The sequence below is a fragment of the Pseudomonas sp. KUIN-1 genome, from assembly GCF_009176725.1.
Classification (GTDB): Bacteria; Pseudomonadota; Gammaproteobacteria; order Pseudomonadales; family Pseudomonadaceae; genus Aquipseudomonas; species Aquipseudomonas fragariae.
Map to the genome: position 1 here is coordinate 2,939,723 of NZ_AP020337.1, position 15,138 is coordinate 2,954,860.

The 15,138-nt window shown below is 61.4% G+C and carries 12 protein-coding genes and 1 pseudogene; all 13 read left to right on the plus strand.

All coding sequences use genetic code 11. The features are described from left to right. Nucleotides 1–70: 70 nt before the first annotated feature. A complete protein-coding gene (locus KUIN1_RS13445; RefSeq protein WP_024638721.1) occupies nucleotides 71–1,855 on the plus strand; it encodes an IucA/IucC family protein in 1,785 nt (594 codons plus the stop codon). Continuing rightward, nucleotides 1,848–3,056, plus strand: coding sequence for a type III PLP-dependent enzyme (locus KUIN1_RS13450; protein WP_152092031.1), 1,209 nt, complete (start codon nucleotides 1,848–1,850; stop codon nucleotides 3,054–3,056). Before KUIN1_RS13445 ends, KUIN1_RS13450 begins: the two co-directional genes overlap by 8 nt. Next, nucleotides 3,053–4,459: a DHA2 family efflux MFS transporter permease subunit gene (locus KUIN1_RS13455; RefSeq protein ID WP_152092032.1), complete on the plus strand. Its 1,407-nt coding sequence runs from the start codon at nucleotides 3,053–3,055 to the stop codon at nucleotides 4,457–4,459. The genes KUIN1_RS13450 and KUIN1_RS13455 overlap by 4 nt, the downstream gene beginning before the upstream one ends. A gap of 21 nt (nucleotides 4,460–4,480) precedes the next feature. Then, nucleotides 4,481–6,340 (plus strand): IucA/IucC family protein, encoded by a 1,860-nt coding sequence (locus KUIN1_RS13460; protein ID WP_103713307.1) that lies wholly within the window; start codon nucleotides 4,481–4,483, stop codon nucleotides 6,338–6,340. Beyond that, complete coding sequence (locus tag KUIN1_RS13465) at nucleotides 6,340–7,113, plus strand: HpcH/HpaI aldolase family protein (RefSeq protein WP_024651021.1); 774 nt, start codon at nucleotides 6,340–6,342, stop codon at nucleotides 7,111–7,113. The genes KUIN1_RS13460 and KUIN1_RS13465 overlap by 1 nt, the downstream gene beginning before the upstream one ends. Nucleotides 7,114–7,116: 3 nt before the next feature. After that, entirely contained in the window at nucleotides 7,117–9,000 is a 1,884-nt protein-coding gene (locus KUIN1_RS13470; protein ID WP_111522172.1) for an IucA/IucC family protein, read from the plus strand. Beyond that, entirely contained in the window at nucleotides 8,990–9,895 is a 906-nt protein-coding gene (locus tag KUIN1_RS13475; protein WP_024660580.1) for an ABC transporter substrate-binding protein, read from the plus strand. Before KUIN1_RS13470 ends, KUIN1_RS13475 begins: the two co-directional genes overlap by 11 nt. Continuing rightward, on the plus strand, nucleotides 9,892–10,881 hold the full coding sequence (locus KUIN1_RS13480) for a FecCD family ABC transporter permease (RefSeq protein ID WP_116886465.1): 990 nt from the start codon (nucleotides 9,892–9,894) through the stop codon (nucleotides 10,879–10,881). Before KUIN1_RS13475 ends, KUIN1_RS13480 begins: the two co-directional genes overlap by 4 nt. Continuing rightward, a complete protein-coding gene (locus tag KUIN1_RS13485; RefSeq protein WP_011267802.1) occupies nucleotides 10,874–11,905 on the plus strand; it encodes a FecCD family ABC transporter permease in 1,032 nt (343 codons plus the stop codon). Before KUIN1_RS13480 ends, KUIN1_RS13485 begins: the two co-directional genes overlap by 8 nt. A 10-nt stretch (nucleotides 11,906–11,915) precedes the next feature. Further along, complete coding sequence (locus KUIN1_RS13490) at nucleotides 11,916–12,707, plus strand: ABC transporter ATP-binding protein (protein ID WP_003372869.1); 792 nt, start codon at nucleotides 11,916–11,918, stop codon at nucleotides 12,705–12,707. Then, nucleotides 12,704–13,483: an IucA/IucC family C-terminal-domain containing protein gene (locus KUIN1_RS13495; protein WP_054092174.1), complete on the plus strand. Its 780-nt coding sequence runs from the start codon at nucleotides 12,704–12,706 to the stop codon at nucleotides 13,481–13,483. The genes KUIN1_RS13490 and KUIN1_RS13495 overlap by 4 nt, the downstream gene beginning before the upstream one ends. Beyond that, on the plus strand, nucleotides 13,474–14,124 hold the full coding sequence (locus tag KUIN1_RS13500; RefSeq protein ID WP_162496667.1) for an RraA family protein: 651 nt from the start codon (nucleotides 13,474–13,476) through the stop codon (nucleotides 14,122–14,124). The genes KUIN1_RS13495 and KUIN1_RS13500 overlap by 10 nt, the downstream gene beginning before the upstream one ends. A 255-nt stretch (nucleotides 14,125–14,379) precedes the next feature. Continuing rightward, nucleotides 14,380–15,102 (plus strand): annotated as a pseudogene (locus KUIN1_RS28680) (PAS domain-containing protein); the annotation flags it as partial. Nucleotides 15,103–15,138 lie beyond the last annotated feature (36 nt).

Here is a 15,138-nt window from a genome sequence, read left to right on the forward strand (position 1 = left end):
GCAAGCGATAAATCAACGTTTGTTGCGACGTCATTTAAACGGTCAGCGTAAAGGCGACTGTGGAGCAGACATGACTAATACCGATCGCACCGTCTTATCAAACATGGTGAGCGAGTTGGCAACCACTCGCGCGTTACTCAATTGCCTGATCAAGGAATTCGCACTGCCGGAAGAGTGCCTGCATTACACCTGGCCGGAAGGCATGCAAGGCATAGCGCCTGGCAGTTTCGTGGATGGCGGGCAATGGAAGGGCATTCCGCTCACCATCAGCCTGCCCAATCAGCAACAATTCTTCGTCCTGGTGGACCGCCGCGACCACCTGGGCAGCCATCGCTACCTTTCCGATGTCTACGCACGTCAGGGGCAGGGCACCTGGCGCTGCCTGGCGTTTGCCGAATTCGCCCGGCAACTGCTGACCGCCTGTGAGCACATGACCCGTGCCAGCAATGACGAACTGCTGGATCAGGTCCTGCAAAGCCAGCACCTGACTGCCGCCATCGTTGCCCACAACATGACCGGCCAGCACCCGGCGCCGCTCAGCGGCTATCTGGCCAGTGAGCAGGGTTTGTGGTTCGGCCACCCCAATCACCCGGCGCCCAAGGCGCGCCTGTGGCCTGAGCATCTGGCGCAGGAGACCTACGCCCCGGAGTTTCAGGCGCAGACCGCGCTGCACCTGTTCGAAGTGCCGCTGGAAGGGCTGCGAATCACCTCCAATGGCTTGAGCGAAGCCGAGGTGATGGCAGGCTTCGCTGATCAATCGCGGGCCCGACCCGGGCATGCGCTGATCTGCATGCATCCGGTACAGGCGCAATTGTTCATGCAGGACCGTCGCGTGCAACGTCTGCTTGAGTTGGGGGACATCTCCGATCTGGGTGCCAGTGGCTTGCTGGCCAGCCCGACGGCGTCGATGCGCACCTGGTACATCGAGGGGCACGACTATTTCATCAAGGGCTCGCTGAACGTGCGCATCACTAACTGCGTGAGGAAAAACGCGTGGTATGAACTGGAGAGCACGCTGATCATCGACGAACTGTTTCAGCGCCTGCAGCAGACCCGCCCGGAAACCCTTGGCGGGCTGTCCACAGTCGCCGAACCCGGCTCGATGAGCTGGGCTCCCAAAGGCGCGAGCGAGGCTGACGGTCACTGGTTTCGCGAGCAGACCGGCGCCATTCTGCGGGAAAACTTCTGCCGCCGCTCCGGCGAAGATTGCAGCGTGATGGCGGGCACACTGTTCGCCCGTGATCTGCGCTCACGCCCATTGGTGCACGACTTCCTCCAGCGTTTCAATGGCGCAGAGCTCGAGGACCAGCACCTGCTGGACTGGTTCGATGAGTATCAGGCCTTGCTGCTGAGCCCGGTCATGGCGTTGTTCTTCAATCATGGCATCGTGATGGAGCCGCATTTGCAGAATGCGGTGCTGATTCACGACAACGGACGCCCGCAACAGCTGCTGTTGCGCGACTTCGAAGGCGTGAAGCTGACCGAGGAGCTGGGCATCAAGGCGATTCAGGTGGGGCTGCACCCGAGAATTCGCCAGTCGTTGCTTTACAGCCGCGAACAGGGCTGGAACCGCATTACCTATTGCCTGCTGATCAACAACCTGTCCGAGGCGGTACTGGCCTTGAGCTGGGAGCGCCCGCACCTGGCACCACTGATGTGGCAGCGCGTCGAGCGGCAATTGCAGCATATTCGTGACGAACTGGTACTGCCTGCGCCCGAGCTGGACGCGCTGATCGCAGGCCAGTCGATTGCCTGCAAGACCAACCTCAAGGTCCGGCTCGCCGCCAAGGCCGATCGCGAAGCCAACTATGTGCGTCTTGCGTCGCCGTGGGCCACGGAGGCACGTTATGCATAAGGTGCCGGAGACCGTACTGGCGGCCATCAAGGAGGCTCGGGCGCTGGAAATCGACCCGCTGGCGGCCTTCTTCTACGATCTGGACGCGTTGCAGCAGCATGTCAGTGAAGTCATGGCGGCGCTGCCCGCAGGTGTCGAGCTGTATTACGCGATCAAGGCCAACAGCGAAGCGCTGATGCTGGAAACCCTGGCCCCTCTGGTCAGTGGCTTTGAAATTTCCTCTGGGGGCGAGATCGAGCGGGTGATGGCCTGTCCGACACGCAAGCCCTACGTGTTCTCGGGCCCAGGCAAACTCGATTCCGATCTGCGCTCGGCGTTGCTCAACAAGGTTGAAGCCATTCACCTGGAGAGCCTCAACGAAATCGCGCGTCTGCAACAGCTGGCAGAACAGGCGGGGCGCGTGCAGCCGGTGTTCCTGCGCATCAATCCGCAACTGCCCGCTGCACAGTCGAGCCGGCTGGCGATGGCCGGGACCGCGACACCGTTCGGCATTGACGAAGCCGACCTGGCCGAGGCGGTCAGACGCGTGGACAACGCCAGCCACCTGACGCTCAAGGGCTTTCACGTACATGCCATGTCGCATCAGATGTCGGTTGAACGTCATGAGCAGTTGCTCGATTTCTACCTGCAGCGCTGGCAGGAATGGAAGGCTTTGGCCCGCGACCCGAGCCAGCTGACCCATTTCAACGTCGGCGGCGGTATTGGCGTCGATTACCTGAACAGCCAGCAGTTCGACTGGCAGCGGCTGTGCCGTTATCTGGAGAAACGCCTGGGAGAGCAGCACGACGCGCCGATCCTGCGCTTTGAGCCGGGACGTTTTATCAGCGCCTATTGCGGCTATTACGCCATCGAGGTGCTGGACAGCAAAACCAGCCACGGCGAGCATTTTCTGGTCTGCCGAGGCGGAACTCACCAGTTTCGCCTGCCGGTTGCGCAAAGCCATGACCATCCGGTTATCCACCTGCCGAGTACGCCGCAGTCAGCTGCCTCGTCAGAACAGGCTTATACCATTGTCGGCCAGCTGTGCACGCCCAAGGACGTATTGAGCCGCCGCCAGCCACTCAAGGGCGTGAGCATTGGTGACCTGCTGGTTCTGCCGCTGGCGGGAGCGTATGGCTACAACATTTCCCATGCCGACTTTCTCTGTCATCCACGACCGTCACAGCACTTCGTGCGCAACGGCGAACGGGTTCGCCAATGAGTTTCAACGTCCCACGTAGCTGGGTAGTGGTCAACGTGCTGCTCGGTACGCTGACGGTCAGTCTGAGCAACAGTTCGCTCAACCCGGCGCTGCCTGCCTTCATGGAGGCGTTCAGGATCGGGCCGCTGCTGGCCACCTGGATCGTCGCCGGATTCATGACCAGCATGGGCATGACCATGCCGCTGACCAGCTTCCTCAGTCAGCGCATCGGACGCAAACGCCTGTACCTGTGGGGTGTGGCGCTGTTCATTGGCGGCTCGCTGCTGGGCGCGCTGGCCGACTCCATCGCGCTGGTGATCACCGCACGGGTGGTGCAGGGCATTGCCAGCGGGCTGATGATCCCCTTGTCGCTGGCGATCATCTTTTCGGTGTATGAAAAGCACGAGCGGGGCAGGGTGACCGGGCTCTGGAGCGCAGCAGTGATGCTCGCACCGGCGCTCGGTCCGCTGTGCGGCAGCCTGATGCTGGAGTGGTTCAGCTGGCGCTCGCTGTTCCTGATGAATGTGCCCATCGGCCTGCTGGCGCTGTTGCTGGGCGTCGGCGTGCTGCCGGACGCCGAGCCCGCCGAGCGCAAGCCGTTCGATTTGATCGGCTACCTGCTGGTGGCCTCGGGCATCGGCTTGCTGATGATCGCCATCAGCCGCATGCACCATGCTCAGGCGCTGCTCGATCCAGTCAATCAGGCCATGGTGCTGGTCGCATTGGCCTGTCTGGTGGCATTCGTCCGGGTCGAGCTGAGTCGCCAGGCTCCGCTGCTGAATCTGCGTCTGTTCAACCTGCGCGGTTATCGTCTGAGCGTGATCATCGCCGTGGTGCAATCGGTCGGCATGTTCGAGTGCCTGGTGTTGCTGCCGCTGCTGGTGCAGAACGTGCTGGGCTACAACCCGATCTGGACCGGCCTGGCGCTGCTGTGTACCGCCAGCTTCGCGAGCCTGTTCGGGCAGTGGGGCGGCAAGGCACTGGATCGCCATGGCCCGCGCACCGTCGTCGCCATCGGCCTGCTGCTGACCGGCGTTTCGACCCTGGCGCTGGGCATGCTCAAGGCCGAGGCCGCGATCGGCGTGGTGTTCGTCCTGATGATGATTCGTGGCGCCGGCCTCGGGCTCTCCTATATGCCGGTGACCACGGCGGGGCTCAATGCCTTGCCCGAGCCGATGGTCACTCAGGGCGCCGCGATGAACAACATTTCGCGCCGTCTGGTCGCGTCGCTGGCCATCGTCATCGCCTCGCTGTGGCTGGAGTTCCGCCTCAACACCGCGGGCCCGGCCGCCACGCCCTCGGCCATCAGCGAAGTATTCATCGCCACCGGCGTGCTGATCCTGCTGGCACTGCCGTGTGCCTGGCGTTTTCCCCTTAACGACGAGCGCGCCAAGGCCCAGCCCGACGCGGTCGAACCCCGATAATTTTTCGTTCGAGGTATGAACATGGCTACCCCTTTACCGCTGCAACGTAACGCTTCTTCGACAACGACAACAGCTGGTACTGGTGCCTGGCTGGCCGACGTCAGCGCCGAGCGCTATCAGCAAGTGCAACGCCGCGTGATTGGCCAGTTGCTGCAGACCTTGCTGTACGAGGCGGCGCTGCCTTACCGCTGTGAGCCGCTGGATGATCATCGGCATCGTTTTGCCGTGGCCGTGAGTGGCGGTGTGGAATACCGCTGCGAGGGCCTGCTGAGCACCAGCTTTGAGCTGATCCGCCTCGATCACGCCACGCTTGAGCGGGTGGACAGTGCCGGCGAACGCAGCGTGCCGGATCTGCATCTGGCGTTGACCGAGCTGCTCAGTCCGTTCAAGGACAGCCCGCACCTGACGCGCTTTATCCAGGAAATCGAACAGACCCAGCTCAAGGACCTGCAGGCCCGCACCCAGGGCTATCAGCCTGCAAGACCAGCGCATCAGCTCGATGTCGATGCGCTGGAGCAGCATTTCATGGATGCCCACAGCTACCACCCGTGTTACAAGTCGCGAATCGGCTTTTCCCTGGCCGATAACCGCCACTACGGGCCGGAATTTGCCACGCCTTTCGCGGTGGTCTGGCTGGCCGTGGCGAAATCGAGCGCCTCGGTCGGCCATTCGCGGAGCATGGATTTTCAGGCGTTCATCCGTCAGGAGCTGGGCACACAACGCTGGCAGGAAATAGCTCGAGACCTGGCCGCGCAGGGCAAGTCCATCGACGACTATCAACTGATGCCGGTGCATCCGTGGCAGTGGGACAACGTCACGGTGTCGACCTTCTACCCGGAACTGGCCAGCGGCGAGCTGATTTACCTGGGCACCTCGACCGATAGCTACAAGGCTCAGCAGTCGATTCGCACACTGGCCAACGCCAGTCAGCCCCAGCGGCCATACGTCAAGCTGGCGATGAGCATGACCAACACCTCCAGCACGCGGATTCTGGCGCGTCACACGGTGTTGAACGGCCCGATCATCACCGACTGGCTGCACCAGCTGATCGCAACCGACAGCACCGCTCAAGCGCTGGATTTCGTGATTCTCGGTGAGGTAGCGGGGGTGAGTTTCGATTACCGCCATCTGCCGGAATCCCGTTCGGCGCAGACCTACGGCACGCTGGGCGCCATCTGGCGGGAAAGCCTGCATCAGTACCTCCGGGACGACGAGCAGGCGGTGCCGTTCAACGGCTTGAGCCATGTGGAAAACCGTTACGGTGATGGCCAGCAGACGCCGTTCATCGACGCGTGGGTCAACCAGTACGGGCTCAAGGAATGGACCCGGCAACTGCTGCAGGTCACGGTGCCGCCGATCATTCACATGCTCTATGCCGAAGGCATCGGCATGGAGTCCCACGGCCAGAACATCGTGCTGATCGTCAAGCAGGGCTGGCCGCAGCGCATCGCCCTCAAGGACTTCCATGACGGCGTGCGTTATTCACCGGCGCATCTCGGGCGTCCCGAACTGTGCCCGGAGCTGGTGCCGCTGCCCGCCAGCCATGCAAAGCTCAACCGCAACTCGTTCATCATCACCGACGACGTCAACGCGGTGCGCGACTTCTCCTGTGACTGTTTCTTCTTCATCTGTCTGGCCGAAATGGCGATTTTCCTGCGTCAGCAATACCAGCTGGATGAGGCACTGTTCTGGCAGATGACCGCCGACGTCATTCTCGACTATCAGCGTGCTCACCCGCAGCATCGCGACCGTTTCGGGCTGTTTGACGTGTTTGCGCCATCTTACGAAGTGGAAGAACTGACCAAGCGCCGCTTGCTGGGTGATGGCGAGCGTCGCTTCCGCTCGGTACCTAACCCACTGCACACCTACAGGCCGCAATGATGCTGAGGACCAATACGCTCAAAAGCAGGATTGCCGACGGACAGCCGGCACACGGGGTGATCAGTTCGATCCCGGCCCCGGCCGCCATCGAGCTGATCGCCGAGGCCGGGTTCGACTTCGTGATCATCGACATGGAACACGTGCTGATCAACCCGGAAACCGTGGAAAACATGATCCGCGTGGCAGAGAGCTACGACCTCACACCACTGGTGCGGGTCGCCGATCTCAACCCGAAAACCCTGCTGCGCCTGCTCGATGGCGGCGCGCAGGGCATCGTCTTGCCGATGATCGAGAGCCCCGAGCAACTGGCGGACGCGATTGCCGCCTGCAAGTACCACCCGCTGGGTCGCCGCAGCCTCAATGCCGGCCGTCCCGGCTCGTTCGGCAAGCACAGCCTGGCGCAGTATGTGGAGGCCGCCAATCAACAGATCATGGTGGTGGCGATGATCGAAAGCGCCGAAGGCGTGCGGCGTGCCGCCGAGATCGCCAGCGTGCCGGGTCTGGACATGATTCTTGAAGGCGCGGCAGACCTGTCGCAGTCACTGGGCATGCCCTGGCAGATCGATCAGCCGGATGTACAAAACGCGTTGCTTGCGACCTGGCAAGCCGCCCACGCGGCGGGCGTCGCCTATTGCGCGATCCCCCGTCAACCCGGAGACGCTGCCCGCTGGCAGGCTCGCGGGGTCAACACCTTTGTCCTCGGGGATGAGCGCGGCATTGCCTTTCGCGCGCTTCAGGCCCGCCTGGCTCAACATTCAGCAGAAGGAAAATAACCCATGAACTTCACTTCACTCGCCGCTGACCTGGTCATGCAGGATCTGGTCGATTGCCTGCTGGCTGAAGATTTCTTTGGCCGCGAGCCACTGCGCCTGCAGGACAGCAGCCAATGGCAACTGCGCCATCCACAGGCTCCGCAACTGTTAGAGCAGGGCAGCGTGCAGCAAATCTGGGAGTGGTGCTGCGATGATTCTGAGCAACGCTTCATCAGCATCGCGTTGCGCGCCGGTATCACCCAGCAATGGGAAAAAGTGCCCGGCACGCCGGTATTGGGCCGCCAGGACGAGCGCTGGACGCAGTTGTCACCGGAAGACTTCATGAAGTGGGTGTTCGCCGGCAAGGCGACGCTGCTTCAGGACAGCGAGCGCCAGGACCACGAAAAGGGTATCGCGCTGTTTCTGGAAGTGTTGCGCATCAGTGTCTGGCAGACCGCGCTGTCGCTGGATCACAAGGTCGACGAGCAGAACCTGATGGCTCAGGACGGCGCTACCTTCTTCCGAACCATGGAGCAGTGGGCGTCGCTGCGTGATCGCCCGTATCACCCGCTGGCCAAGGCCAAACAAGGCTTGAACGAACAGGAATACTTACAGTACCAGGCCGAGTTCGCCCGGCCGGTAGCGCTGAACTGGGTGGCTGTCGACAAGACCTTGCTGCAATGCGGCGACGGCGTGGAGGATTTGAATGCATCCTTTCCGGCCCGCTATCTGCTGCCCGAGAACCTGCAAGCGCAGCTTGACCAGGAGATGCAGGCGCGCGGCATTGCCGGCAGCCACGTTGCGCTGCCGGTTCACCCGTGGCAGTTCGAGCATGTCTTGCAGGTCCAGCTGGGCGACGCGTTCGCCAAGGGCGATTGCCAGCGGCTTGATTTCAATCAGGCGCAGGTCCATGCCACTTCGTCGCTGCGTTCGATGACACCGTGCTTCAACAGCGCAGACTACCTGAAGCTGCCCATGGCGATTTATTCGCTCGGCGCTTCGCGCTATCTGCCAGCGGTCAAAATGATCAACGGCGGGCTAAGCGAGAAACTGCTGCGTCAGGTGGTCGACAAGGATGAAACTCTGAGCCGTTCGCTACACCTGTGCGACGAACGCAAATGGTGGGCATTCATGCCGCCACAAGCCACGCTGTTCGACGAAGGACCTCGGCATCTTTCGGCCATGGTGCGCGGCTATCCGGCCGCGTTGCTCGATGATCCGGAGTGCCGCCTGCTGCCCATGGCGGCGCTGGGTACACCGCTACCGGGGAGCAATCGGCATTTCTTCGACGAGTGGATGGACTACCGCGACCTGCCGCGCAATCAGGCTTCGGTACTGACACTGTTTCGCGAACTGAGCCACAGTTTCTTCGATATCAACCTGCGCATGTTCCGCCTGGGCATGCTCGGCGAGGTGCATGGCCAGAACGCGGTCATGGTCTGGAAAGCCGGACAAGCGCAAGGACTGCTGTTGCGTGACCACGACTCGTTGCGTATTTTCGTGCCCTGGCTGGAGCGCAACGGCATGCACGACCCGGAGTATCGAATCAAGAAAGGGCATGCCAATACGCTTTATCATGACCGCCCCGAGGACTTGCTGTTCTGGCTGCAGACACTGGGGATTCAGGTAAACGTGCGGGCAATCATGGATACTCTGGCGCAAGTGTATGACGTACCGGTCACTGCGCTGTGGACCGTATTGCGCGATGTTCTGGATAATCTGATCACAACCATCGAATTTGACGACGAGGCGCGTGGCATGATCAGGCAACAACTGTTCGAAGCCCCCAATTGGCCGCAGAAACTTCTGCTGACGCCCATGATCGAGCGCGCGGGCGGTCCGGGCAGCATGCCGTTCGGCAAGGGCGAAGTGGTCAACCCGTTCCACAGGTTGCGCCGTGCAACCTGACCGAACCCTGCATCCTTCGCGGCGCACAGTGTTGCGCCTTTCGCTGGGGTTACTGGCGCTGCCTGGCATTGCCCGGGCAGCGCCGCTGCGCGTTGTCACCCTGTTTCAGGGGGCGTCCGACACTGCCGTGGCCCTGGGCGTTACGCCTTGCGGCGTGGTGGATTCGTGGAGCGAAAAACCGATGTATCGCTACCTGCGCCCGGCGCTGGCAGCGGTACCGCATGTGGGTCTGGAAACCCAGCCGAGCCTGGAAGATATCGTGCTGCTTAAGCCGGACCTGATCGTCGCTTCACGCTTTCGTCATCAACGCATCGCGCCGTTGCTGGAGCAGATCGGCATGGTGCTGATGCTCGAAGAGGTGTTCGAGTTCAAGCGCACCCTGGCAATGATGGGCGTGGCCCTGCAACGTCAACAACTGGCCATGGACCTGCTCGGGCAATGGCAACAGCGTGTGGCAGCGGTGCGCGGCCAGTTGCAGGCGAAGTTCGCCGGACGCTGGCCGATCACTGTGTCGGTACTCGACATTCGCGAAGACCATATCCGTAGCTATCTGCCGGCCAGCTTTGCCGGCTCGGTGCTCAGTGAGCTGGGCTTTGCCTGGACGCCCGCGGCCCGCGAAGCCAGCGGCGTTTCCCTTAAACTCAGCAGTAAAGAGAGTTTGCCTGTGGTCGATGCCGACCTGTTCTTCGTCTTTCAGCGTGCGGACAGCAATGCCGCGCAGCACACCTACGACAAACTGGTACAGAACCCGTTCTGGCAACAGCTGCGGGCAGTACGGGACGGCCAGGTATGGCGCGTCGATGCCATCGCCTGGAGCCTGTCCGGCGGCATTCTGGGCGCCAACCGCATGCTCGATGAGGTCGCTCGCGTGGCCCTGGCGGATAGCCCCTCATGACGGCTGCGGCAAAACTGGGCCTGGGGCTGTTGATACTGGTAGCGTGCATGGGCTTGAGTCTGGCCACCGGGGCCACCTGGATATCGCCCGCTGACATCGTGCGGAGTGTCTGGCAGCCCGATGCGCTGAGCGCTATCGAGCACGTACTGCTCGACACACGGCTGACACGTACCCTGATGGCCGTCGCAGTAGGCTCGAGTCTGGCGGTTGCCGGGGCACTGATGCAGGCGCTGACGCGCAATCCGCTGGCGTCGCCTGGCCTGTTTGGCATCAATGCCGGCGCGACGTTTGCCATCATCGCCTGTTCGTCGCTGCTTACACTGTCGTCCATGAGCCAGTGGCTGTGGTGCGCGTTCATCGGCGCTGCGGTGGCGGGCACGATTGTCTGGGTCATCGGCAACCGGGGGCAGGGCAGCCTCAATCCATTGCGCATCGTATTGGCCGGCGCAGCGATCACCGCCTTGTTCACCGCGTTCAGCCAGGCCTTGCTGGTGGTCAATCAGGACGGTCTGGACACTGTGCTGTTCTGGCTGGCCGGTTCCTTGTCGGAGCGCGAACTGAGCACCGCTGCGCCGTTGCTGGTCTGCGTGGTCATGGGGCTTGCCGGCGCGCTGGTGCTGGCGGGGCAGGTCAACGTGCTCAACACCGGGGAAGCCATCGCGACGGCGCTGGGCCAGCGTACGGGGCTGATTCGGCTGATGATGAGCGTGGTAATCATTGCCCTGGCAGGCAGCGCCGTGGCGCTGGCGGGCAGTATCGGCTTCATAGGTCTGCTGGTGCCACATATGGTGCGCAAGACGCTGTCCATCGACCATCGCTGGCTGCTGCCTGGCTGCGCAGTGCTGGGCGCGACGCTGTTGTTGCTGGCCGACACGCTGGCGCGCGTCGTGATTGTCCCTCAGGAAGTCCCGGTAGGTGTGATGACGGCTCTGTTCGGTGCGCCGTTCTTCATTGCACTGGTTCGGCGGGGCGCGCGCTATGGATAAGCATTTCACCGTGCGCTACCGGAGCTTTTCCCGGCAGTTCAGCCTGACCGCATTGACGCGCTTGCTTTCGGGCCTGGCGCTGACGCTGCTGGTCGTACTGAGCTCGTTGGCCGTGGGCAAGATCAATCTGTCGCCCGCGACCCTGCTGAGTGTTTTTACCGGTCAGGCAGATGCCAGCCTGGTCTTCATCGTCGAACAGCTGCGCATGCCCCGGCTGGCCCTGGCCGCCCTGGTCGGCGCGGCCCTGGCAGTGTCCGGGCTGATCCTGCAAAGCATCATTCGCAACCCGCTGGCCTCACCTGATCTATTAGGCATCACCAGCGGTGCCAGCGCCGCCGCCGTGTTGTACCTGTCATTCTTCTCGGCTGCACTGGGCGCGCAGTTTCTACCCCTGGCGGCGATCTCCGGCGCAGGCCTCGCGGCACTGGTCATTTATCTGCTGGCCTGGAATCAGGGCGCTTCACCCTTGCGCATGGTGTTGATCGGGGTAGGGGTGTCGGCTCTGCTGGCTGCGGTGACCACGTTCATTCTGGTGTTCAGCCCGTTGACCACCACCTTGTCGGCTTATGTCTGGCTGACCGGGAGCGTGTATGGTGCCAGTTGGCCAGAGCCCCGCGCGCTGGCCGGCTGGCTGCTTATGACATTGCCGCTGCTGGCACTGCTCGCCCGTCAGGTGCGCATGCAGCAACTGGATGACGCGCTGGCCCAGGGCATCGGCGTGCGCGTGCAATGGCTGCGCGCCGGTTTGCTGTTGGTGAGCGTCGCGCTGGCCGGGCTGGCGGTCGCGTGGGGCGGGGCGATTGCCTTTGTCGGGCTGATCGCGCCTCATATCGCCAAACGCCTGATGCCGCCGGGGTTCGTGGGGCAAGCGCTGATGGCGGCGTTGATCGGTGCCAATCTGGTGATGCTTGCCGATCTGGCCGGACGCACGCTGTTCCTGCCGCTGGATCTGCCCGCAGGGATTTTTGTCGCGGTGCTGGGCACACCGTTTTTTCTGTACCTATTGATCAACCAGCGGCATTAAGGAATTACGGATGGCGTCAATCGCAACCCACGACCTGACCCTGAGTTACCAGCGGCAGGTGATCATCGACAGCCTTGATCTGCAGTTACCCGCAGGCCAGGTGACCGTGCTGATCGGCAGTAACGGTTGCGGCAAAAGCACCTTGCTCAAATCCCTGGCGCGCCTGCTCAAACCCCAGCAGGGCACCGTCGTGCTCAACGGTGCCGACATCCATCAGAAGTCCACTGCGACCGTCGCGCGTGAACTGGCGATTCTGCCGCAGATGCCCAGCGCACCGGAAGGCATCAGCGTGCGGCAACTGGTGGCGCTGGGGCGTTATCCCTATCAGAACTGGATGCAGCAATGGTCCGCCGAGGATGAAGCCATGGTCGCACGGGCTCTGGCGCAGACCGGCATGCAGGAACTGGCTGACAGACCCGTCGATGCCCTGTCAGGTGGTCAGCGTCAGCGGGCATGGATAGCCATGACCCTGGCGCAGGATACCGACATTGTATTGCTGGACGAGCCAACGACCTTTCTCGATCTGGCTCATCAGATCGAAGTGCTGGACCTGTTGCGCGACCTGAATCGGCAAGAGGGCAAGACCATCGTGATGGTCCTGCATGACCTGAATCTGGCCTGCCGTTACGCCGATCATATGGTCGCTGTCCACGAACGCAGCGCCTTCGCCCAGGGGCGTCCGGCGGATATCCTCAGCGAGGCGCTGGTCAAGCAGGTCTTCGGCCTCAACTGCCGGATCATCGCCGATCCATTCTTTGGTACGCCGTTGTGCATTCCCTTTGGCCGGGAACTGCCGCAATGAGTCTGGCGCAGGCGTTCAGCGAATCCGAATGGGCGTTGCTGTCCGGGGCGCTGCGACTCAGGCCGGCAGGTGAACACGATCCGCGCTCACTGCCGGCCCGCGCGCTGCTGGACGACGCAGTCTGCGAGCAACTGCTTGGCGAGCTGGGGCCGGTGATCGGTTCTCCGACCCAGGCAATCACCGCATCGTTGCTGGCCAAGCGCTTTTCCTTCCTGAGCACCGGTGCCTGCCTGTACGCGATGTCGGTCTACGACAAGGGCCTGGCCCTGTCGCTGGACAACAGCGTGGTCGAATACGCGCACGATGACGGCCTTTGGACCTCTTCAATGCCTTTGCTCGATACAACGCCTGTGGGTTATGAACCGGGCGCTCGTGAGGCGTGGCGTGATGCTGTCGTTGCCACGCTGTTTCGTGACCTGCTTCAGCCGCTGTGGGAAACCTTCAACCGTGTCACTGGCATTTCCCGACGCATTCTGTGGGAAAACACCGCAGTACGCGTGTATTCGCTGTACGACAAGCGCATGGACAAGGTTGAAGACCCGGCGATCCGGCAGCGCTGTGAAGCCGATTTCGACTGGCTGCTGCACCAGGCCGATCCCACGCTGTTCGGCCTGACCTACAACCCGCTGAAACACTTCCGCCGTCCGACGGTTGTGCTGGAAGCCGAAGGCAAAAGCATCCGTTTTCGGCGCACCTGCTGCTTCTATTACGACGCCAGCAACCCCGTCGAGTATTGCTCAACCTGTCCGTTACTGAGACCCAAGAAATGTCGATGAACAAGCAGATTGCACACCGCCAGCAACAACTCAGCGACGCCGTCATAGAGCAATACCGTGAGATTGCCGCGTCAACCATTGGCCATCTGACCGACGTGGGTTACCTGCGCGGGATCAGACCGCTGTTCGAGGGTGCCAGACTGGTCGGCAACGTTGTCACGGTCAAACTGCAGCTGCCCGACGGTAGCATTCTGCGCGATGCACTGCTGAACAGCCTGCCCGGCGATGTACTGGTGATTGAATGTGTCGGCGACGAGCATTGCGCCTGCTGGGGCGAACTGCGCACTCTGGCCGGGCTTATCAAGGGGCTTGGCGGCGTCGTCGTCTCGGGCGCGGTCACCGACGTTGCCGCCTTGCGCGAACATCGCCTGCCCGTGTTCAGCCGTGGCATCAGCGCAATGACGACGCGCAGTCTCGGGGAAAGCGGCGAGCTCAATGGATTGATCAATATAGGCGGCGTGGAGGTGAAGCCGGGAGATATCGCCGTCGGGGATGATGACGGGGTATTTATTCTGAGTCCGCAACAGGCGAACGAACTGTTGCCCGAATTGCTTGGCAAGGAGAGTGCGGACCGAAAAAGAAGGGAAGAGTTTCTCGGCAGACTGAATGGGGAGAACACGGTCAGCAGAACTCAACAGTGATAATGAAACCTGAAACAGCGCGTTTGATGTGATTCATGAATATAACCACTGTCGACTGATCAATAGTTATAACTTTTGGATCCTATAGTCACAATCAGACAACAGGCAGGCTATTTTCGTATTAAGTTCGATTGCACCGCTCAAGATTGCGGTTCCATGACCGATGCAGATTGCAAACCCAAACTGTCCCGGATAGCCGCAATGTTCAATTCGCATTTGAAAAACACCAATAAGGCATTGGAGCGCCGCCTTGCCATGCTTGAGCAAGCAGGGCAAATCCTCAATCTGGAGACAGTCGCCGTCGTGCTGGATGGCACGGGCAAAATACAGACCGTCAACGCGTTGTTCGAGACGGAGATGAGCTACGCACAGGCAGAGCTCGTCGGGCGCAGCCTGTCTGAACTGAGCCCGCCGGAACTGAGCGGTGACGTTCACCAGAAGCGCGCATTGACCGCGATTCGCGACGGCAAGCATTTCAGCGGCACGTTGCGCCTGGTCAGCAAGACCGGATCGAGGGTGTGGCTGAGAACCATCGTCGTACCCTATAAAAATGAAACCGGCGGCGTCGAGCAGATCACTCTGTATTCGAGTGTTCTGACGCGAACGATTGAAGCCTCGCGCGAGAACGAAGCCCTGGTCAATGCGCTGCAACGTTCCACCGCTGTTATCGACTTCACCCTCGATGGCACGGTCATCAGCGCCAACGACAACTTTCTGAGGGCGATGGGTTACGAGCTGAATCAGATAAAAGGCAAACATCATAAGATGTTTTGTGTGCCTGAAGAGTCCACTTCTGATGCGTATACCCAATTCTGGGAAAGGCTGCGCCGGGGTGAGTTTATCGTCGATCGTTTCCGTCGAATTGACAAAGGCGGTCGTGATGTATGGCTGGAGGCGTCTTACAACCCGATTACCGACGCCAACGGCAAACTCTATAAAATTGCCAAGTTCGCGACTGTGATCACTGAACAGGTCGAGCGCGAGAAAGCCGTCGCCGAAGCATCGGAAATGGCT